Annotated in this window: 17 protein-coding genes, 1 tRNA gene and 2 pseudogenes; 9 read left to right on the forward strand and 11 right to left on the reverse strand. The window is 67.2% G+C overall.

Features of this window, described 5'->3' with window-relative positions; translation table 11 throughout:
* Nucleotides 1-99 precede the first annotated feature (99 nt).
* From HLH28_RS01955 to pdxH, 8 genes are all read right to left on the reverse strand, one after another.
* On the reverse strand, nucleotides 100-1,194 hold the full coding sequence (locus tag HLH28_RS01955) for a sulfate/molybdate ABC transporter ATP-binding protein (protein WP_182953605.1): 1,095 nt from the start codon (nucleotides 1,192-1,194) through the stop codon (nucleotides 100-102).
* Nucleotides 1,191-2,024 (reverse strand): sulfate ABC transporter permease subunit CysW, encoded by an 834-nt coding sequence (gene cysW, locus HLH28_RS01960; protein ID WP_182953607.1) that lies wholly within the window; start codon nucleotides 2,022-2,024, stop codon nucleotides 1,191-1,193. Before cysW ends, HLH28_RS01955 begins: the two co-directional genes overlap by 4 nt.
* Nucleotides 2,021-2,902 carry a sulfate ABC transporter permease subunit CysT gene (gene cysT, locus HLH28_RS01965; protein WP_182953609.1) on the reverse strand — a complete coding sequence of 294 codons (882 nt, stop codon included), beginning with the start codon at nucleotides 2,900-2,902 and terminating at the stop codon, nucleotides 2,021-2,023. The genes cysW and cysT overlap by 4 nt, the downstream gene beginning before the upstream one ends.
* A 75-nt stretch (nucleotides 2,903-2,977) precedes the next feature.
* On the reverse strand, nucleotides 2,978-4,861 hold the full coding sequence (cysC, locus tag HLH28_RS01970; protein ID WP_182953612.1) for an adenylyl-sulfate kinase: 1,884 nt from the start codon (nucleotides 4,859-4,861) through the stop codon (nucleotides 2,978-2,980).
* 25 nt (nucleotides 4,862-4,886) lie between these two features.
* The gene (gene cysD, locus HLH28_RS01975) at nucleotides 4,887-5,681 is read right to left on the reverse strand and encodes a sulfate adenylyltransferase subunit CysD (protein ID WP_182953614.1); all 795 of its coding nucleotides are present in this window, start codon (nucleotides 5,679-5,681) and stop codon (nucleotides 4,887-4,889) included.
* 47 nt (nucleotides 5,682-5,728) lie between these two features.
* A complete protein-coding gene (locus HLH28_RS01980) occupies nucleotides 5,729-6,412 on the reverse strand; it encodes a phosphoadenylyl-sulfate reductase (protein WP_338029636.1) in 684 nt (227 codons plus the stop codon).
* A gap of 164 nt (nucleotides 6,413-6,576) precedes the next feature.
* A complete protein-coding gene (locus HLH28_RS01985) occupies nucleotides 6,577-7,461 on the reverse strand; it encodes a universal stress protein (protein ID WP_182953620.1) in 885 nt (294 codons plus the stop codon).
* A gap of 55 nt (nucleotides 7,462-7,516) precedes the next feature.
* Nucleotides 7,517-8,116 (reverse strand): pyridoxamine 5'-phosphate oxidase, encoded by a 600-nt coding sequence (gene pdxH, locus HLH28_RS01990; RefSeq protein WP_182953622.1) that lies wholly within the window; start codon nucleotides 8,114-8,116, stop codon nucleotides 7,517-7,519.
* 182 nt (nucleotides 8,117-8,298) lie between these two features.
* Here pdxH and fabI point away from each other — a divergent pair, with 182 nt between their 5' ends.
* Together fabI and aroC are read left to right on the forward strand one after the other, a co-directional pair.
* Complete coding sequence (gene fabI, locus HLH28_RS01995; RefSeq protein ID WP_182953624.1) at nucleotides 8,299-9,138, forward strand: enoyl-ACP reductase FabI; 840 nt, start codon at nucleotides 8,299-8,301, stop codon at nucleotides 9,136-9,138.
* Nucleotides 9,139-9,162: 24 nt separating this feature from the next.
* Complete coding sequence (gene aroC, locus HLH28_RS02000; protein WP_182953627.1) at nucleotides 9,163-10,266, forward strand: chorismate synthase; 1,104 nt, start codon at nucleotides 9,163-9,165, stop codon at nucleotides 10,264-10,266.
* Here the strand turns inward: aroC and HLH28_RS02005 are convergent.
* The gene (locus HLH28_RS02005) at nucleotides 10,238-10,669 is read right to left on the reverse strand and encodes an OsmC family protein (RefSeq protein WP_182953629.1); all 432 of its coding nucleotides are present in this window, start codon (nucleotides 10,667-10,669) and stop codon (nucleotides 10,238-10,240) included. The two genes, aroC and HLH28_RS02005, sit on opposite strands and share 29 nt — an antisense overlap.
* A 279-nt stretch (nucleotides 10,670-10,948) precedes the next feature.
* Here HLH28_RS02005 and metX point away from each other — a divergent pair, with 279 nt between their 5' ends.
* The 7 genes and pseudogenes from metX to HLH28_RS02035 all read left to right on the forward strand — a co-directional run bounded on the left by metX (nucleotide 10,949) and on the right by HLH28_RS02035 (nucleotide 17,547).
* Complete coding sequence (metX, locus tag HLH28_RS02010) at nucleotides 10,949-12,109, forward strand: homoserine O-acetyltransferase MetX (RefSeq protein ID WP_182953631.1); 1,161 nt, start codon at nucleotides 10,949-10,951, stop codon at nucleotides 12,107-12,109.
* 3 nt (nucleotides 12,110-12,112) lie between these two features.
* Nucleotides 12,113-12,718 (forward strand): methionine biosynthesis protein MetW, encoded by a 606-nt coding sequence (gene metW, locus HLH28_RS02015; protein WP_182953633.1) that lies wholly within the window; start codon nucleotides 12,113-12,115, stop codon nucleotides 12,716-12,718.
* A 21-nt stretch (nucleotides 12,719-12,739) separates the two neighbouring features.
* Complete coding sequence (locus HLH28_RS02020; protein ID WP_246395583.1) at nucleotides 12,740-13,666, forward strand: BadF/BadG/BcrA/BcrD ATPase family protein; 927 nt, start codon at nucleotides 12,740-12,742, stop codon at nucleotides 13,664-13,666.
* 452 nt (nucleotides 13,667-14,118) lie between these two features.
* Complete coding sequence (locus HLH28_RS02025; RefSeq protein WP_182953635.1) at nucleotides 14,119-15,402, forward strand: DEAD/DEAH box helicase; 1,284 nt, start codon at nucleotides 14,119-14,121, stop codon at nucleotides 15,400-15,402.
* Between the two features lie 296 nt (nucleotides 15,403-15,698).
* Nucleotides 15,699-16,440, forward strand: a pseudogene (locus tag HLH28_RS18450) (IS701 family transposase); the annotation flags it as partial.
* Nucleotides 16,328-16,762, forward strand: a complete 435-nt coding sequence (locus HLH28_RS18455; RefSeq protein ID WP_408869809.1) for a transposase — start codon at nucleotides 16,328-16,330, stop codon at nucleotides 16,760-16,762. The pseudogene HLH28_RS18450 and the gene HLH28_RS18455, both read left to right, overlap by 113 nt.
* A gap of 27 nt (nucleotides 16,763-16,789) precedes the next feature.
* Nucleotides 16,790-17,547 (forward strand): annotated as a pseudogene (locus tag HLH28_RS02035) (IS5 family transposase).
* A gap of 524 nt (nucleotides 17,548-18,071) precedes the next feature.
* Here the strand turns inward: HLH28_RS02035 and HLH28_RS02040 are convergent.
* Together HLH28_RS02040 and HLH28_RS02045 are read right to left on the reverse strand one after the other, a co-directional pair.
* Nucleotides 18,072-18,161: transfer RNA gene (locus HLH28_RS02040), tRNA-Ser, on the reverse strand.
* Nucleotides 18,162-18,279: 118 nt separating this feature from the next.
* On the reverse strand, nucleotides 18,280-19,632 hold the full coding sequence (locus HLH28_RS02045; protein ID WP_182953637.1) for an MFS transporter: 1,353 nt from the start codon (nucleotides 19,630-19,632) through the stop codon (nucleotides 18,280-18,282).
* Between the last annotated feature and the right edge of the window lie 356 nt (nucleotides 19,633-19,988).

Genomic DNA, 19,988 nt, shown 5'->3' on the forward strand with positions numbered 1-19,988 from the left:
TGTTTCACCGGGTCATTAGGGGATTAATCGGGCGTGCACAAGGATAATGCACAATTATAAATTGTATAATGATCCGTTATCGTCCGGGCGGCAAACAGGTCACGCCACCCGGACGGCGCCCGTCCCCGCACCATGTGCCGGCAGGCCATGGAACAGCGACCGCCCATCCCGGAACAGCCGCGCCGCGGAGATGTCGAGCCCGTAGCGCGCCTGCGCCCCGTAATCGCTTTCGCCCGCCGGACGCATGATCGTGACATGGCGTTCGCCGATGGCGATGTCCAGATGGGCGTAGCCGCCACGGGTGTGGTCGAGACCGGCGCGCGCCTGGCCCATGCCGGGCCGGAGCACGACGTCGTAGGGGCGGATCATCGCGGTCGCCCGTCCGTCCGGCACCTCGGCCGGGAAGGGCAGGACGTCGCCGTCGTCCGGTACCATGCGGCCCCGGCGGACGACGCCCTCGAACGCCAGGCTCTCGCCCAGGAACTGCATGACGAAGGGGGTCGCGGGGTCGCGTTCCAGCACCGGCGCGGGCGCCGCCTGCACGATTCGCCCATCCTGCATGACCGCCAGGCGGTCGGCGATGTCCATGGCCTCGTGCTGGTCATGGGTGACCAGGATGGTGGTCAGGCCCAACCGGTCATGCACGCCGCGCAGCCAGGTGCGGATCGATTTGCGGACCATCGGGTCCAGCGCGCCGAACGGTTCGTCCAGCAGCAGCAGGCGCGGCTGGGTCGCCAGTGCGCGGGCCAGCGCCACGCGTTGCCGCTGGCCGCCCGACAATTGCGCGGGATAGGCACCCTCCATCCCCGGCAGGTGCATCAGTTCCAGCAGTTCCGTGACCCGCCGCGCGATCTCGGCCCGCGCCGGACGCTGCCTGCGCGGCAGGATCCGCAGGCCGAAGCCGATATTGCCCGCGACGGTCATGTGCGGGAACAGGGCGTAGTTCTGGAAGACGAAGCCGATATGCCGTTCGCGCGCCGGACGCCCTTCCATGGGCGTGCCGTCCAGGCTGATCGCGCCGCCCTGGTGGAAATCCAGCCCCGCGACGACGCGCAGCAGCGAACTCTTGCCCGCGCCGGACGGTCCGACCAGAGCCACGAATTCGCCGTCGGCAATGTCCAGCGACACGCCGTCCAGAATGGGGCGCGCGCGGCCCGCGACATGCCGCACGATATCCGTCACATGCAGGCTCATGCCCATCCTCCCGCCTTGTCGGCCCCTGCCTGGCTGGCACCCGCCTTGTCGGCCTGTCGTTCCAGAATGCCGCGCAGGGCGACGGTGGTCATGGCCATCAGGGCGAGCAGGGCCGCCATGGAAAAGGCCGCGACCGTCTGGTAGCCGTTATACAATGTCTCGATATGCAAGGGCATGGTTTCCGTCAGGCCGGGAATATGGCCCGAAATGACCGAGACCGCGCCGAATTCGCCCATCGCCCGCGCGGTGGTCAGCAGGACGCCCGACAGCAGCGCCCAGCGCGCGCCCGGCAGGGTGACGCGCCACAGGATCTGCCAGAAGCCGGCGCCCAGCAGCAGGGCGGCCTCCTCCGCGTCGCGGCCCTGGCGTTGCATCAGCGGCAGCAGCGTCCGTGCGACATAGGGGAAGGTCACGAAGATCGTCGCCAGCAGGATGCCCGGGGTCGCGAAGGCGATGGTGATGCCGTGCCGCGCCAGCGCGTCGCCCCACCAGCCCTGGCTGCCGAACAGCAGCAGCCACACCAGACCCGCCACGACCGGCGAGACGCTCAGCGGCAGTTCGATCAGCACCAGCAGCACGCCGCGCCCGGGAAAGCTGAACTTGGCCAGCGCCCAGGCCGCGAGGATGCCGAATGCGGTATTCACGACCACCGACAGCGCGGTCATCTCCAGCGTCAGCTGGATCGCCGCCCGTGCGTCGGGGTCGGCGAAGGTGGCCAGCGCCGCCGGCAGGCCCTGCCGCAGGGCCTCGGTGAAGACCAGGACCGGCGGCAGCAGCAGGACGATCGCCACGATGACGTAGGTCGCAAGTCCCAGCAGGATCCGGCTCATGCCGTCTCACCCCCGCCCAGGCCGCGCGACAGCCGGCGCCGCAGGGCCGAGATGACGACCAGCGACAGGAAGGCGGCCAGCAGCAGGACGAATCCGACCGACGTCGCGCCGGCGTAATCGAATTCCTGCAGGCGGATGACGACCAGCAGCGGCGCGATCTCGCTGCGGAAGGGCTGGTTGCCGGCGATGAAGATGACCGAGCCATATTCGCCGATCCCCCGGGCGAAGGCCAGGCCGAAGCCGGTGGCCAGCGCCGGCAGCAGGGGCGGCAGCAGGACGCGCGCGACGATCTGGCGGCGCTGCGCCCCCAGCATCATGGCCGCGTCCTCCAGTTCCGGCGGCAGGTCGCGCAGCACCGGTTCCAGCGTGCGGACGACGAACGGCAGGCCCACGAACGCCAGCGCCAGCATGATGCCCAGCGGCGTGAAGGCGACGCGGATGCCCAATCTGGCCAGCGGCGCCCCCAGCCAGCCATGCGGGCCGTAGAGCGTGGCCAGCGTGATGCCGGTCACGGCGGTCGGCAGGGCGAAGGGCAGGTCGATCACGGCGTCGACGATCCGGCGGCCGGGCAGGCGGGTGCGCACCAGCGACCAGGCCAGCACGAGACCCAACGGCAGGTTGACCAGCGCCGCCAGAGCGGCGCTGCCGAAGCTGAGTTCCAGCGCCGCCAGCATCCGCCGGTCATGCAGGGCGGCCAGCATCGGCGCCGCACCGTCCTGCCACGGGCGGATCGCCAGGGCCAGCAGCGGCAGCACCACCAGCAGCCCGACCCACAGGATCGTCGCGCCCAGCGCCAGGTGCAGCCCCGGCAGCGCGTCACGCCGGGTACGGACGCGTGGACGGGGCCACAGCCCGGGCAGGCGTGCGGCGGAAGGCATGGGGCCGTTCACCGTGTCACCGTGCGATCGGCGGCGGTGCGGCCCGATCGCGGGCGGGGATGGTCAATCGGGTGCTCAGGACCGCTGGCGGGACTGGTCGCCCAGGACGACCGCACCGGTGACGTGCGCCGCCAGGCGGCCGGCCACCTCCTGGACGCTGCCCTGGCCGGTGGCCAGGCGCAGGTCCGGAGTGGCCGGCGCCTCGTAGGGGGCATCGATCCCGGTGAAGCCGCTGATCCGCCCGGCGCGGGCGGCGGCATACAGGCCCTTGGGGTCGCGGGCCTCGCAGACCGCCTGGTCGGCGTCCACGAAGATTTCCTGGAACCCGTCGCCCACGATCTGGCGGGCCAACTCGCGGTCGGCGATGCGCGGCGAGATCAGCGCGACCAGCACCACCTGCCCGGTTTCGGCCAGGATGCGCGCGACCGCGGCGGCCCGGCGCACGTTTTCGGTGCGATCCTCCTCGGAGAAGCCGAGATCGGCGCACAGCCCGGCCCGCAGCGTATCGCCGTCCAGGACCGACACGTCGATGCCCTGGGCGAACAGGTGGGATTCGGCCGCACGGGCCAGCGTGCTCTTGCCCGCGCCGGGCAGGCCGGTCATCCAGAAGACGCCGCCGCGATGGCCGCGCGCCTGGGCCCGGTCCCACAGTGACACGGTGCTGCCGGTCGGGTGGATGGCCTTCGTTCCGCTGGCGATGGCCGCCGGCCCGATCAGCGGCGCGCCGCCGACGATGCGCTGGTGCCGGTCGACCAGCACGCCGCGCCCGTCGGTCGTGCCGGGGGCGAACGCGTCGAACAGGATGCTCTCCGACGCCGCCAGCGTGATTTCCGCAAAGCCTTCGGGGGGAACGTGGTCCGAGGGATGTTCGGTCAGGTCGTCCAGCCGGACGACGGAATCGATCGACGCCACTGTCACCTGGTGCTCGGCGGTGCCCAGGCGCAGGCGGAAGCTCTCGCCGACACGCAGCGGCTCCTGCCGCAGCCAGAACAGGCGCGAGCGGATGCGGGCGGCGCGCACCGGGGACTCGCCGGGCTGGTGCAGCAGGTCGCCGCGATCGGGGATCACGTCGGGTTCCAGCGTGATCGCCACCGACTGCCCGGCGACGGCGGAAATCTGCGGAGCAGTGTGCCAGCTCTCGATCGACGCGACCCGCGCCACCGTACCGTGGGTGCCGATCACCAGGCTGTCACCCACCTTCACCCGCCCGCGCTCGATCCGGCCGACGACGACGCGTTTGCTGTCGAAGCGATAGACATCCTGCACCGGCAGGCGCAACGGCAGGTCGGCGCGGCCCGCCGGCGCGGGGACCAGGGCCAGTGCCTCGGTCAGGGTCGGTCCCTGGTACCAGCCCATATGCGGCGAACGGCTGGCGATATTGTCGCCCTCGCGCGCCGAGGCCGGGACGAACAGGCTGACCTCGATGTCCAACTGCTTCAGCAGGGCGGCGACCGCATGCTCGGTCTCGGCGATGCGGGTCTGGTCGTACTCCAGCAGGTCCACCTTGTTCATCAGGACGATGACATGGCGGATGCCGATCAGGCGCAGCAGCATCGCATGGCGGCGCGTCTGCTCCTGCGCGCCCTCGGCCGCGTCGACCACCAGCACCGCGGCCTCGGCGTCGGCCGCGCCGGTGATCATGTTGCGCAGGAACTGCCGGTGGCCCGGCGCGTCGACGATCACGAACTGGCGGTCGCCCAGCCGGAAGGGGATGCGCGTGGAATCGACGGTGACGCCCTGGTCACGCTCGATCTGCAGGCTGTCGAGCAGGAAGCTCCATTCGATCTTCAGGCCGCGTTTCTTGCTGGATTCGACGATCTGGGCGACCCGGCCCTCGGGCAGGTTGTCGGTGTCGTGCAGCAGGCGGCCGATCAGCGTCGACTTGCCGTGGTCGACATGGCCGACGATGACGATGGGGGTGGCCGCATCCTGACGGGTGGCGGCGGGGACGTTGCTCATGATGATGTTCCGGTCCGTCCGTGGGTCAGAGATAGCCAGCGACGCGAAGACGCTCGAACGCGTCCTCGGATTCATGGTCCATCGCGCGGCCGGCGCGCTCGGACGTGCGGGTGGTCTGCAGCTCCGCGATCACCTCGGCGACGGTCGCGGCATCGCTCTCGATCGGGCTGGTGATGTCCTGGTCACCCAGCGAGCGGTAGCGCAGGCCGTTCTTCGAGAAATACAGGTCGACCAGCGGGATGCCCTCGCGCTCGATATAGCGCCAGATGTCGATCTCCCGCCACGACAGCAGAGGATGGACGCGGATATGCACGCCCTCTTCATGCGGGGTGGCGTACTGGTCCCAGAATTCCGGCGGCTGGTTGCGCACGTCCCATTTGTGGCTGGAACCGCGCGGGCTGAACACGCGTTCCTTGGCGCGGGTCGCCTGTTCGTCGCGGCGGATGCCCGCGATCACGCCCTCCAGGCTGTATTTCTCGATCATCGCGGCCAGGCCGGCGGTCTTGCGCGCGGCGGACCGGGCGGCCGGCGGCAGCGTCGGGTCGATCTCCTCGACCGGCGGGCAGTCGCCCAACAGCAGGTCCAGGTCCCATTTCCGCACATATTCGTCGCGGAAGCGGTACATCTCGGGGAATTTCTTGCCGGTATCGACATGCATCACGGGGAACGGCACGCGGCCCAGGAAGGCCTTGCGCGCCAGCCAGAGCATGACGTTGGAATCCTTGCCCAGCGACCACAGCATCGCCAGCGGCTTCAGGTTCCGGTACGCCTCGCGCAGGATATAGATGCTCTGGGCTTCAAGCTGGTCGAGATCGTCCATGACAGGGGCTTCTTTCGGGAACAATGGAATAACGGGGGACGGACAGGTCAGGCGTGAATGCCGCATTCGACCTTGGACAGGCCGGCCCAGCGTCCGGCGCGCGGGTCCTCGCCCTCGGATACCGGGCGCGTGCACGGCGCGCAGCCGATCGACGGATAACCCCGCAGGCTCAGCGGATGGCGGGGCAGGTCGCGCCGCGTCATTTCGGCGTCCAGGTCGGCCGGGGTCCAGCTGGCCAGCGGGTTGATCTTGATCCGGCCGTCGGCCGCGTTCTCGATGACGGGCAGGGCGGCGCGGGTCGCGGCCTGCGACCGCTTGCGGCCGGTCAGCCACGCGTCGAACGGCAGGATGGCCTCGTCCAGCGGTTCGACCTTGCGCAGGGCGCAGCAGGCGTCGGGATCGAAGGCCCAGAGCTGCCCGTCGGGATCGCGGTCGCGGATCTGTCGGGCCGCCGGCCGGATGCTGCGCACGTCCGACAGGCCCAGATGCGCGACCAGCCGGTCCCGGTAGGCCAGCGTTTCAGGGAAGTGCTGCTCGGTGTCCAGGAACAGGACCGGCACCGCCCGATCCACGTCCGCGGCCATTGCCAGCAGTACCGCCGATTCCGATCCAAAGGACGATACGACGGCGACGCGCCCGCGCAGGCCGCCGGTCAGCACGGTCCGCAGGATGGACTGCGCCGTGTCGCCGGCGTCGTGGATGGCGGTCAGGATCGACGGGTCTATACGCACTGTTGTGGTCCGCATTCCTCATTGCACGAAAAATTATCGTGCTTTGAGCCCGATGTAATCCTTTGCCCGGTGAGATTCAAGCGTTATATACGGCGTGACGTCGTGGTAATGAACATACCACCCATACGGGCGGGCTTGATCCCGCCGGAACGGGCCGGCCGGGATTACCGGCTCATCAACACCGGCAGTTCGGCATTTTCCAGGACATGGCGCGTCACCCCGCCCAGGATCAACTGGCGCAGGCGCGAATGGGAATACGCCCCCATCGCCAGCATGTCAGCACCGAATGCGCGGCAGGCGGACAGCAGGCTGGCGCCCACCGTCTGGTCGGGGTTGCCGAATTCCAGCAGGTCGGCCTCGATTCCATGAATGGCCAGGTATTCTGCCGCGTGGCGGGCTTCGGGGCCCCGGCGCTGGTAATCGCCCGAATAGAGGATGCGCACCGCCTCGGCCTCGGCAACCCAGGGCAGGATGTGATGCAGCGCCGCCGTGGCTTCGGAGGTACCGTTCCAGGCGATGCAGATCCGCCGTCCGGCCGCCTGGGGGGCTTGACGCGGGGCGATGACCACCGGGCGTCCGCTGTCGAACAGGATGGCGTGCAGCGTCTCGGACGACGAGATCTCCTCGCCGGAATCGGGATGCGGGACCACGGTGACGTCGCACAGGCGCGCCCGGTAGGTGATGACCTCGTGCTCGCGCCCCGTCATGGTGACGAAGCTGGCGGTGGCCGTGCCGACCGGATTGCCGTGGAAAGGCGGGATGGGGCCGGTGACGGTCACGCCGTTGTCGGCGGTGAAACGGTCGAACGTCTCGCGCACCGCCAGCGCGCGGCGGGCGCCCTCGCGTTCGGCGGCGGACATCATTTCCTCGACCATCGCGCCCGACAGGCCCTCGCCCGCCAGGGGGGCGACGTCGCGGCTGTCGGCCCGGACATGCAGGGCGGCGATATGTCCGCCGAATTGCCGGGCAAACAGCAGCCCGGTGGCCAGGGCGGCCTCGGCATTGGACGTTCCGTTCAGCGGTAGCAGGACTTTTTGTATGTTCTTCAATTTTTTCATCTCCAGCCTCGTGGGAACGTCAGGTCAGTTCGGCCGCCTTCGGCCGTCAGGGATATAGTCGCGTCGTCTCCCATGTCGTGCCGTGACGGCGCCAGACGGCGCGGTCATGCAGGCGGTGCGGGCGATCCTGCCAGAATTCGATGGAATCCGGGACCAGGCGGAACCCCGACCAGTTCGTCGGCCGGGGAATCATGTCATCGGGATAGCGACCCTCCAGTTCCGCCAGGCGGTGCTCGAAGATCGCGCGGTCGGGCAGCGGCCGCGACTGGTCGGACGCGATGGCCCCCAGGCGGGAGATGCGCGACCGGCTGGCGAAATAGGCATCGGCCTCGGCATCGGTCACGGGTTCGACCCGGCCCTCGATCCGGATCTGGCGTCGCAGGCTTTTCCAGTGGAACAGCAGCGCGGCATGCGGGTTTTCCAGCAGTTCGCCGGCCTTGCGGCCTTCGAGGTTGGTATAGAAGACGAATCCCCTGTCGTCGGCGCCCTTCAGCAGGATCATCCGTACCGACGGGCGTCCGTCCGCCGTGGCGGTGGCCAGCGCCATGGCGTTGGGGTCGGCGGGTTCGTGTGCCTCGGCCTCCCGCATCCAGGCGGCGAACAGGGTGAAGGGGTCGGCCCCCAGATCGATCAGCGCGGCGGTCATCGGGTCATTCCATCCAGTCTCCTAGTCTCCGGCCATCTCGGTCTGCGCGATCGGCGCATGGCCCACATGCCACGCAGATGACGAAACCGGGGGCGCGCCGTGCCACGGATCTTGTCCCACGCGCCGGCTTGTGCAACCACGACCCCAACCGATCATGCCATTTCCACACCAAGGATCCTATCATGTCAGACGGCACGTCCAAAGTCCCGGCCACCGGCACGCTCATGAAGGGCAAGCGGGGGCTTGTCATGGGCGTGGCCAACGACCGGTCGATCGCATGGGGCATCGCCAGCGCGGTGGCGGCGCAGGGCGGCGAGCTGGCCTTCACCTACCAGGGCGAGGCCCTGGGCAAGCGTGTCCGTCCGCTGGCCGAGCGCGTGGGATCGACGCTGGTCCTGCCCTGCGACGTGAGCGACGACGCCGCGATGGATGCGACCTTCGCCGAGATCGAGGCGAAGTGGGGACAGCTGGATTTCCTGGTCCACGCCATCGGCTGGGCGGACAAGCAGTATCTGCGCGGCCGCTACGTCGACACCCCGCGCGATGCGTTCCTGACGGCGCTGGACATCTCGTGCTATTCCTTCACCGCCGTCGCGCGCCGGGCGGCGCGCCTGATGACGTCGGGCGGATCGCTGCTGACGCTGTCCTACCTGGGGGCGGAACGCGTCATGCCGCATTACAACGTGATGGGCGTGGCCAAGGCGGCGCTGGAGGCCTCGGTACGCTACATGGCGGCCGACCTGGGGCGCGACGGGATTCGCGTGAACGGCATTTCCGCCGGCCCGATCATGACGCTGGCGGCCAACGGGATCGGCGATTTCCGCTATATCCTGAAATGGAACCAGTACAACGCGCCGCTGGAGCGCAACGTGTCGCTGGACGAGGTCGGCGGCGCCGGCCTGTACATGCTGTCCGACCTGTCGGGGGGCGTTACCGGCGAAATCCACCATGTCGATTCCGGCTATAACATCGTGGGCATGAAGAACCCGTCGGCGCCCGATATCACCGTCTCGGGCGACTGACGGCCGCGAGGGGGACGCCGGGTCATGTCGCACAATAGTTTCGGCCATCTGTTCCGCGTGACGACCTGGGGCGAAAGCCACGGGCCGGCGATCGGCTGCGTCGTCGACGGATGCCCGCCGCGCCTGGCGTTGTCGGCCGCCGACATCCAGCCCTGGCTGGACCGGCGCCGCCCTGGCCAGTCGAAATATACCACCCAGCGCCAGGAGCCCGACGCGGTCGAAATCCTGTCGGGCGTGTTCGAGGGGCGGACGACCGGTACTCCCATCGCGCTGCTGATCCATAATACGGACCAGCGGTCGCGCGATTACGGCGACATCGCCGAACGCTATCGCCCCGGCCATGCCGACGTGACCTACGACCTGAAATACGGTATCCGCGACTATCGCGGCGGCGGCCGGTCGTCGGCGCGGGAAACCGCGATGCGGGTGGCGGCCGGCGCGGTGGCGCGGCAGGTGCTGGGCGGGGACGTGCGCATTCGCGGCGCCCTGACGCAGATCGGTCCGCATCGGATCGACCGCGCCCGTTGGGATTGGGATGCCGTCGATGCCAACCCGTTCTTCTGTCCCGATCCGGACATGGTGCCGGTCTGGGAGGAGTATCTGGGCACGGTGCGCAAGGCCGGGTCGTCCGTGGGCGCGGTGATCGAAATCGTGGCCGACGGCGTACCGCCGGGGCTGGGCGCGCCGATTTACGGCAAGCTCGATTCCGACCTGGCAATGGCGTTGATGAGCATCAATGCCGTGAAGGGCGTCGAGATTGGCGAGGGTTTCGCCGCCGCCGCCCTGACCGGCGAAGAAAACGCCGATCCGATGCGGATGGAGGACGGCCGCCTGACGTTCTCCTCCAACCACGCGGGCGGTATCCTGGGCGGGATTTCGACGGGGCAGCCTGTCGTGGCGCGCTTCGCGGTCAAGCCGACCAGTTCGATCCTGACGCCCGTCGCCTCGGTGACGCGGTCGGGGGAGAATGTCGAGGTGGCGACCCGCGGCCGGCACGACCCCTGCGTGGGCATTCGCGCGGTCCCGGTGGGCGAGGCGATGATGGCCTGCGTGCTGGCGGATCACCTGTTGCGCCACCGGGCGCAGGTCGGCGACGACGTCAGGACGCCAGCGTTGCCTCCAGCGTGATGGTGGCGTTCAGCAGCTTGGAGATCGGGCAGCCCGCCTTGGCCTTGGCGGCCAGTTCCTGGAACTGATCCTCGGTCGCGCCGGGGATGGTGGCGTTCAGGGTCAGGTGGGCCGCCGTTACGGCGAAGCCGTCGGGCTGCTTTTCCAGCGAGATGACCGATTTCGCGTCCAGTGCGGTTGCCGTCAGGCCGGCCCCGCCGAGTATGCCCGACAGGGCCATGGCGAAGCAGGCCGCGTGCGCCGCGCCGATCAGTTCCTCGGGGTTTGTGCCGGCCACGCCCTCGAAGCGCGTGTTGAACCCGTAGGGCAATTCCGACAGCGCGCCGCTCTGGGTGGAGACGGTGCCCTTGCCGTCCTTCAGGCCGCCTTGCCAGTGGGCAGTGCCGTATTTGGTGATGGTCATGGGTCGGTTCCTCCTGCATTTTCGCCATGTCCGGCGGGCGCGCCCCCCGGGCAGGCAGGTCCGACCATAACGTCACGGGATCCGGAGCGAAGCGTCCCCCGCGCACACGATGCGGTGAGAGGGGAGGCGGCGTCCCCCGGTTTCCCTCGCCGGCCATGCAAACTGTTGCGCCCGGCGGACGCCGGTGCCATACGACGGCGGGTCGTGACAGGGGAACTGCCCGCTACGCTGTCCTGTCCGCGCCATGCAATCGTTCACGACGGAATGCCGGCCCGCGCGATGGATCAGACCGTACCTGCCCTGCTTCAGCACGAATGCGTGGTGTTCCCCGAAGGCTTGCATCTGGAATGCGGGTTCCATCTGGCGCCGGTGCAGGTCGCGTACCGGACCTACGGCACCCTGTCGGCCGCGCGCGACAATGCCATCGTCGTCTGCCACGCCCTGACCGGCGACCAGTATCTGGCGGACACCCACCCCCTGACCGGCAAGCCCGGATGGTGGAGCCGCATGGTCGGCCCCGGCCTGCCGATCGATACCGACCGGTTCTTCGTCATCTGCATGAACGTGCTGGGCGGCTGCATGGGTTCGACCGGCCCCCGCTCGCCGCGTTCGGGCGGCGAGGGCGGCAGCGCGGAGCCCTGGGGCACCGATTTCCCGCCCGTGACCATCCGCGACATGGTCCGCGCGCAGAAACTGGTGGTCGACAGGCTGGGCATTCGCCGGCTGTTCGCCGTCGTCGGGGGATCGATGGGCGGCATGCAGGTTCTGGAATGGGCCGCGACCTATCCGGACATGGTGTTCGCAGCCATGCCGATCGCGACGTCCCCCTTCCATTCGGCCCAGAACATCGCGTTCAACGAGGTCAGCCGTCAGGCGATCTTCGCCGATCCCGACTGGCATGGCGGCCGGTACTGGGAACGCGACGCCGTGCCGGCCCGGGGGCTGGCGGTCGCGCGGATGATGGCGCACATCACCTACCTGTCCGAGGAAGCCCTGACGCGCAAGTTCGGCCGTCGCGTCCGCCGCGACCCCTATGGCGACAACCCGCTGTCGCTGTTCGGCGAGATGTTCGAAGTCGAAAGCTACCTGCGGCACCAGGGATCGTCCTTCGTCCACCGGTTCGACGCCAATTCCTATCTGACGATCACGCGGGCGATGGATTATTTCGACCTGGGGACCGAGCATGACGGCGATCTGTCGCGGCCGTTCCACGGCACGCGCACGCGCTTCTGTATCGTGTCGTTTTCCTCCGACTGGCTGTTCCCCACGTCGCAGGCGCGCATGCTGGCCCGCGCGCTGAACCGCGCCGCCGCCAACGTCTCGTTCGTCGAGATCGAGAGCGACAAGGGCCATGATGCCTTCCTGCTGGACGAACCCGATTTCGACCGCACGGTGCGTGGCTTCCTGTCCGGCGCCGCCGAACATGCGCGGATCGGCTGACCCATGCGGCTTGACCAGCGGCTGATTGCCGAAATGATACAGCCTGGGACCCGCGTGCTCGATATCGGCAGCGGCGACGGCGCGCTTCTGGACTATCTGTTCCGCACCCGCGGCTGCGACGCCCAGGGCATCGAGATCGACATGCAGGAAGTCACGCGCTCGGTGGCGCATGGGCTGCCGGTGATGCATGGCGACGCGGATCACGACCTGGCCCATTACCCCCAGCACGCCTTCGACTACGTGGTGCTGCAGCGCACCTTGCAGGCCGTCGAACGCCCGCGTGAAGTCCTGCGCCAGATGTTGCGCATCGGGCGCCATGCCATCGTCTCGTTCCCTAATTTCGGGCACTGGCAGTTGCGGCTGAAGCTGCTGACCTCCGGGCGGATGCCGATGACGGCGGTCTGGAACACGCCGTGGTACGAAACACCGAATATCCATCCCTGCACGATCCTCGATTTCCTGATGCTGTGCCGGGAGGAGGGCTATGTGGTCGAGGAATGGATGGCCGTGGATGAGGACGGCGAGCGGGCGCCCTGGCGCCGTTCCATCCGTCTGGCCAACCTGTTCGGCGAGCAGGCGTTGTTCCTGCTGCGACGACGGGGGGGCTGATCCGTGGGGGTGGATGGTGGGTTGAACGGCCAGGGCGCGAACGGGCACGAACTGGCCGAAGACGTGCGTACCGTGCTGGTCGGCATCGACGGCGGGGGAACGGGGACGCGCCTGCGCCTGGCCGCCCTGGACGGTACGATCCTGGGCGCCGGGCAGGGCGGCCCCGCCAATATCGCGACGGATGCCGAATGCGGATGGCGGTCGGTCCGCGATGCGCTGGACCAGGCGATGGCGCAGGCCGGGCTATCGCCGGAGGCATGCCGCCTGGTGGCCGGTGCCGGACTGGCGGGGGCCGAGGTCCCGGGCGCGGGCGCGCGCTTCATGGCCCTGCCGGCGATCTTCGCGCACATTGATATCGTGACGGATGCCTATACGTCCTGCGTCGGGGCGCATGGCGGACGGGACGGCGCCATCGTCGCGGCCGGAACGGGGACGGTGGGATATGCCATCGCCGGGGGGCAGGTTCGTCGGGTCGGCGGATGGGGCTTTCCCCAGGGTGACGAGGGCAGCGGGGCCTGGATCGGGCTGGAGGCCGTGCGCCTGATGCTGCGGGCCGGGGACGGCCGCGCGTCCCGCACGGCACTGACCGATTCGATCCGGGCTCTGGTGGCGGCTGACGGCGGGGATCCGATGACCTGGGCGGTCGGGCTTCCGCCGGCCGGTTTCGCACGCCTGGTGCCGCTGGTCGTCGCAGCGGCCGGACGGGGGGACGGGCAGGCGCAGGCGCTGCTGGCCCGGGCGGGGGGCGAGATCGACGGCCTGCTGGCGGCGTTGCTGGACGGCGACGGGTTCCAGGACCTGTCCTGCTGCCTGCTGGGCGGTCTGGCCGGCGTCCTGCGGCCCTATCTGTCAGCGTGGAGTCAGGGGTGCCTGTCCGAACCGCAGGGCGGCGCGGTCGAGGGCGCGCTGGTGCTGGCGGGGCGGCTGCATGCCGCGACGACCGGCTGAAGATAGCGGCCATCGTCCCAGGGCGATGACCATGTTCGTCGCCATCGGCAAGGCCACGCAGGCGGCGTGTCCCGCGCAAGTCGCCTGGCGTTGAAGCAGGTACGCCTGTGCGACCGCTGCGCCTGACACGGGGTGCCGCCAGCCTCCCGGTGCCGGCTCAACCGGACGATCGTCCGGAAAAGACTTGCGAGGCATGCCGCGAACGGGTAGAAGCCGCCCGTGGATGGCCCGCGCCTGTCCCGCATGCTTACTTGTACGCACGTGCCTTGTTGACGCGGGGGGCACGGACTGGACGGACAAGCGCATCTTCCCTTTCCCAAACGGCTTGCGGTGACTGACAGCGTGCCCTGCGATGCAGGGTCGCGAACCGTGTTTCGTATTTTTTTCAAGACCGTTCCGGATGCTCATTCTGTCGTGAGGGTTCCGGCCATTCTGGTGCCGGGAGGCGCTTCATGACGACATTCTCCGACCTTCAACTTGCCGAACCGTTGCTGCGCGCACTGAACGAAGAAGGCTATACCACCCCCACCCCCATTCAGGCCGGCGCGATCCCGCATCTGCTGGCCGGGCGTGACCTGCTGGGCCTGGCCCAGACCGGCACCGGCAAGACCGCGGCCTTCGCGCTGCCCATTCTGCATCGGCTGCTGACGCATCACGGGCGCGCCAACCCCAAGGGTGCCCGCGCGCTGGTTCTGGCGCCGACGCGCGAACTGGCTTCGCAGATCGATGAGAGCTTCAAGGCCTATGCCCGCCACATGCGGCTGAGCCACGCCGTGATCTTCGGTGGCGTCGGGCAGGGCCGGCAGGTCGAGGCGATGCGCCGCGGCGTCGACGTGCTGGTCGCCGCGCCCGGCCGCCTGCTGGACCTGATGGGGCAGGGGCATGTCGATCTGTCCGGCCTGGAGGTCTTGGTGCTGGATGAAGCCGACCGGATGCTGGACATGGGCTTCGTGCGCGACATCCGGCGGATCGTCGCCGAACTGCCGCGTGATCGCCAGACGCTGCTGTTCTCGGCCACCATGCCCAAGAGCATTTCCGACTTGGCCCACGGCCTGCTGCGCGACCCGGCAACCGTCCAGGTGACGCCGCCGTCCAGCACCGTCGACCGGATCCGCCAGGCCGTCATGTTCGTCGATACCGAGAACAAGCGCGACACGCTGAAACTGCTGGTGGATTCGCCGAAGGTCGAACGCGCCGTGGTGTTCACGCTGATGAAGCATGAAGCCAACAAGGTCGCTGCCTTCCTGAACGACCATGGAATCGTGGCCGAGGCCATTCACGGCAACAAGTCGCAGGGTGCGCGCGAGCGCGCGATGGCGGGTTTCCGTTCCGGCGCGGTGAAGGTTCTGGTCGCGACCGATATCGCGGCGCGCGGCATCGATGTCGATGACGTCACGCATGTCTTCAACTACGACCTGCCGAACGTGCCCGAAAGCTATGTGCACCGGATCGGCCGCACGGCCCGCGCCGGGCGTGAAGGCTGGGCCGTGTCGCTGTGCGACGCCGAACAGCGAGCATGGCTGCGCGATATCGAGAAGACGATCGCCAAGAAGATCCCGGTCGTCGTGGAACATCCGTACCATTCCGAAACTGCCTCCAACTCCACCCTGCGTCCGCCCGTTCTGGGTGGTGGCGGCGGCCGTGGTCGGGGCGGCGGTGGCGGCGGCCGTCCGCAGCAGCGCCAGGGTGGCGGCGGCCATCGTGGCGGCGGTGGCGGCGCGCGCCGCGTCGCCTGACGACATGCATCCTGCCGATGCCCTGCGGGGCGTCGGCAGGATTAAGGTTTATAAGATCGGGCCTTGCCCGAACCCGCCAAGCCTAGCGCTACAGTTGCGTTTTTCTGAGAGTTCTGAATCTATGGATGACCATGATTCTGAACGAGATGAATGGCGCGGCTTCGGTCGAGGATGTTCTGGCACTGACGTTGGAGGCGCTGCGGGACGTCAAGGCGCGGATGCGTGCGGTGTTCGGCCCGGAACGGGTGGCGGCATCGGCAGGCCGGTTTCTGGAAATACTGCTGGGCAACGAACTGCGTAAGACCGGCTGGATGCGGGCCGAAGCTGTGGGCGATCCGGGGCCGTGGCGGCAACAGGCATTGCTCGGGCGTGGCCGCTGGGATGCGGATGCGTTGCGTGCGCGATCAAGTTGTCGAGCATCTGGGGGATTCTGACGCAGTACTGGTGGTCGACGAAACTGGCTTCCTCAGGAAGGGCTCTGCATCGTGCGGGGTGGAGCGGCAATATACCGGGTCTGCCGGTAAGATCACCAATTGTCAGATCGGCGTATTCGCTGCCTATGTCTCGGACAAGAGGCACGCATTTCTCGACCGGGCTTTGTATCTGCCGAAAGCCTGGACTGAAAAGCCTGAGCGGCTGGCGGCGGCCCATGTGCCGGGCGATGTCCAGTTTGCCAGCAAACCGTCTCTGGCCACCGCGATGATCGGCCGGGCGCTTGCGGCCGATGTGCCGTTCCGGTGGGTGTCCGGCGACAGCGTCTATGGCGTTGGGGAACTGGAAATGGCTTTGCGCCGCGCGGGCAGGCTTGGTCCTTGGCATCAACGCCAATCACGGGTTTCATTCCTGGCGTCCGGACATCCGCTGGTCCGGCGAGGCGCGCGAAATCATCAAGACCCTGCCGGACGAGGCCCGGACCCGTGGGCTGCTGGCGCGGCACAATCCCGCCGATGGCGATCTGGCGTATTTCACGACCTGGTGCCCTCAGGAAACGCCGCTCGAGACATTGGTGCATGTCGAGGGCACGCGCTGGCGTATTGAAGAGAGCTTCGAGACCGCCAAGAACGAATTCGGCCTCGACCACAACGAGACCCGATCCTGGCATGGCTGGCACCGTCACGTCTCGCTGGTCATGCTGGCTTACGCCATGATGGCCGCTGTGCGGTCCAGGGCGAACGCCATGGCGCTTAAAAAAGCCAGCCGCACAAACGCGACCGCATCTCGATCGACCATATCCTCCGATGATCGTTCTTTCGACGTGCTCATCAGGCCGCAGCATACCTCTCGCGCCTCAGAGCATAAGCGCAACTGTAGTGTTAGGCGCTGTCTGCATTCAGGGATTCCCGTGGAGTTGAAGTTCTGATTCAAGGCTGTCGATGAAGGACAAGCCTTGAGCAGACGGACACTGACAGACGAGCAATGGAGCCGGATCGAAGGCCACCTTCCCGGCCGGCGCGGAATGCCCGTGCGGAGCGGCGTCGACAATCGACTGTTCGTGGATGCGATCTGGTGGATGGCCGGCAATGCTGCGCGTTGGCGTGACCTGCCGGACGTGTTCGGCAAATGGACCGCGGTCCACGCCCGTTTTTGACGTTGGTCACACGCGGGCGTCTGGGAAAGGCTTTTCCATGCCCTGGCCGATACTCCAGACTTCGAATATGTCCTGATCGACAGCACCATCTCAAAGGTTCATGCCGATGCGACGGGCGCAAAAGGGGGGCTGAAGTTGCCGCCATCGGTCGTTCGCGCGGCGGGCTGACAACCAAGCTGCACGCTGTCGTCTATGCGATCGGTCTGCCTCTGCGGATCCATCCGACGCCGGGACAATGCGGCGACCGGCCCCAGGCCGAGGCCCTCCTGTCCGGTTTGCTGGACGTCGGCCATGTCATCGCCGATGCCGCTTACAACACAGACCCGCTACGCGCCTTCATAACTGACGACCTCGGGGCAACCGCTCAGATCAAGGCCAATCCCGGCCGCGCCATCATGCCTCCGATCAACTGGAGCCTCTACAAGGAACGCCATCAGGTCGAATGCTTCTTCAATAAACTCAAACGCTTCCGCAGAATCGCCTTGCGATGCGAGAAAACGCTCCCCGCCTTCATGGGCTTCGTCCACCTCGCATGCGCCATGATCTGGCTACGGTGAATGCAGACAGCGTCTAGGGCGGGAAGATGTTTGGTTACGGCCTGTCGGCTCATGGCTCGCGCAAGCCTATCCTCGAACTCTGCGATGATGACTGGCGGGCGGGAACGGACGTTTATTTTCTGAACGTCATGAGCGCCACCCGACTCGTCGTTCCCGTGATGGAGGCACCTCAAACAGTCTTTCGGGCCGGCGGGATCGAGAGTCCACCTGCGACCGAGGAGTGTCGCACCAGTGTACCGCTTCGACGGTATGGTGTCAGCGACGAGGTCGTAGCGACAATTGCACGTTTCTCGCCTTTGATGCCGCGGCTATATCACCGGACAGAACATTCGCGTGACGGGGCATGACCAGCTCGGTCTGATCGCTGGCCAACGCAGGGGCGGGTGTTGAAAGAAAATGCGCGCGGTCTCACCGCACGTCCAGAAGCGACGGGCGGGTGTTTGTGGGGATCGAAATGGACGATGGCGCATATCCGTCGTCTGACGATTTCATAGTGTCACAAAATGGCTGTCTTCCGGGAATTTTGGCGGAGAGGGTGGGATTCGAACCCACGGTACGCTTGCACGCACGGCGGTTTTCAAGACCGCTGCCTTAAACCGCTCGGCCACCTCTCCGATGGGCATTCTTATTCATGGTTTTGTCGGGGGATGCAACCGGGCAGACACCCGGCCTTCCATGCGGAAGGCCGGAGCGTGGGCCGGGACGGCGTGGATGGTGCCGTCCCGGATCGGGTCAATGCAGGACGGGGGTTTCGCCGTACATGCCGTCCGCGTGCCGGTCGGTGCGTTGATCCGCGTATCGACCAGCACGCTGGGCCGTTGCAGCCTCCGCGCGGGCATGGTCCGGAACGGACAGGTACAGGGTCAGGATCCCGGCGAAGGCATAGAGGCCGGAGAAGATCCAGATGATGCCCTCGATCCCGTGCCAGCCTTCGAACCAGGTGACGATGGCGGGACCGACCCAGGTGCTGGCGCCGGCGCCCAGGCCCAGTGCGGACAGGGCGGCCGCCTTTTCCTTCGGACAGATCTGCGGCACCAGGCCCGACAGCGGCACGAAGGCCGCGACCGTCGCGCCGTAGAAGATGCCGGCCAGTGAGGCGACCAGGAAATTGCCGTGATAGGCCATCGGCACGTAATAGAAGACCGGCACCGAGATCGCCGCCCCCAGGCAGCCCGCGATCGACACCACCGTGCGATGTCCCAGGCGGTCGGCCAGCATCCCCGATACCAGGTTGAACAGGATGTTGCTGAGGAACACAATCGACAGCAGCTGCAGCCACTGCGACAGGGTGAAGCCGACGACCTTCATGAAGAAGGACGGCATGATCACCAGGAACGCGTATTCCGACGCCGTGTCGATGGTGCGGACGATCATCGCCACGAACGTCTTGGGCTCGCGCCACAGGATGCTGAGGGAACCGAAGAAGATTCCCTTCACGGAGACATGCTGCGGGGCCAGGCGGCTCGCCCCCACGCGTTCGCGCGTCAGCAGCAACGCCACCAGGCCGCCGGCGACCACCAGGCCCAGCGACGACCAGAAGGTGGCGAGTTCGCCGATGACCGGAATGGCGAAGCTGGCGAACAGCGACCCCAGCGTCGGCAGTCCGCCCGAAAACGCGAACCAGAACCAGCCGGCGGCGGAGCCGAGCTGGCGCGGCGGGGTCGCGGCGGCGATCCAGACCAGGAAGCCATAGGCGAACAGGGGATAACCCAGTCCGCGCAGCGTATAGGCGACGACCATCATCGGGTAGCTGCCGACCTGCAGGCCCATGACCAGGAAGGCCACCTCGAACACGCTCCAGATGGCCAGACCGATCCACATGACCCGCTTCGGTCCCCACAGGTCCGACAGCGGGCCCGACAGCCAGGAGGAAATGGAGACCGCGACACCATAGACCGTGAACAGGAACGCCACGTCGCGTGCGGATTGGCCGTGATTTTCGAGATAAGGCGCCAGATAGCCGGCCTCTACGCCATCGCCGATCATGAAGAGCAGCAACCCGACAAACCCCCAGAGAAGGGGTCGTGGAATGCCGATCCTGTCGGCCAGGGAGGGGCGGTCGGACAGAACGTCTGTCTGCGTCAAGGGGAGATGCTCCTCTTTAACAGGCAGCCAACATAACTATGAGGGGCTTCGCCTCATTACGAAGCATCGATGCAAGCTGCATTCGAAATCGTGGTCCGTGGGACGCGGCGATTCGAAATCATCATGTAGGGATGCGCGCCGTGGGCGCTGAAGCAGATCCGGTGTCTGACAATGTTATCCGAGTTATCCGAGGGGCGGATAATAAAGACACAGGAAGAAATCGCTATGAGTAAGTCATGGACGTGCATTCAGGAAAATACGAAGCTGAATGACGATAAATCACACCATCTGCGTGATTTTGATGCGAATAAAAATGGATTGAGCCAACCATCCTTTCGTTTTGATGTTCATATGCA

The sequence above is a fragment of the Gluconacetobacter tumulisoli genome, assembly GCF_014174155.1.
Classification (GTDB): Bacteria; Pseudomonadota; Alphaproteobacteria; order Acetobacterales; family Acetobacteraceae; genus Gluconacetobacter; species Gluconacetobacter tumulisoli.